The sequence below is a fragment of the Corallococcus llansteffanensis genome, assembly GCF_003612055.1.
Lineage (GTDB): Bacteria > Myxococcota > Myxococcia > Myxococcales > Myxococcaceae > Corallococcus > Corallococcus llansteffanensis.
In genome coordinates, this window is the sequence record NZ_RAWB01001199.1 from 1 (window position 1) to 430 (window position 430).

1 pseudogene is annotated in these 430 nt (G+C 67.2%); it reads left to right on the forward strand.

From position 1 onward, the window contains the following. A pseudogene (locus D7V93_RS44130) lies at positions 1-430 on the forward strand (hypothetical protein); the annotation flags it as partial.

The following is a 430-nucleotide window of genomic DNA, read 5'->3' on the forward strand; positions in this document are numbered from 1 at the left end:
TGACCAGCCCGCAGGCCTTCACGCATCTGCGACTGAACATCTTCCCGGACGGCGGCATCGCACGCCTGCGGGTGTATGGCCAGCCGCAGGTCGACTGGAAGGGTGCGGACCGCACCAAGCTGATCGACCTGGCCGCCATGGAAAACGGCGCCTATGTGGTCGAAGCCAACAACGAGCACTTCGGGCCGGCCTCGCGCATGCTGATGCCGGGCCGGGGCGTGAACATGGGCGACGGCTGGGAAACGCGCCGCCGCCGCGAGCCGGGCAACGACTGGTGCGTGATCGCCCTGGCCAACCCCGGCCGCATCCGCAAGATCGAAGTCGACACCGCGCACTTCAAGGGCAACTTTGCTGACCGCGTTTCCATCCAGGCCGCGCGCGTGGTGGGGGGCACCGACAGTTCGCTGAAGACGCAAGCGATGTTCTGGCA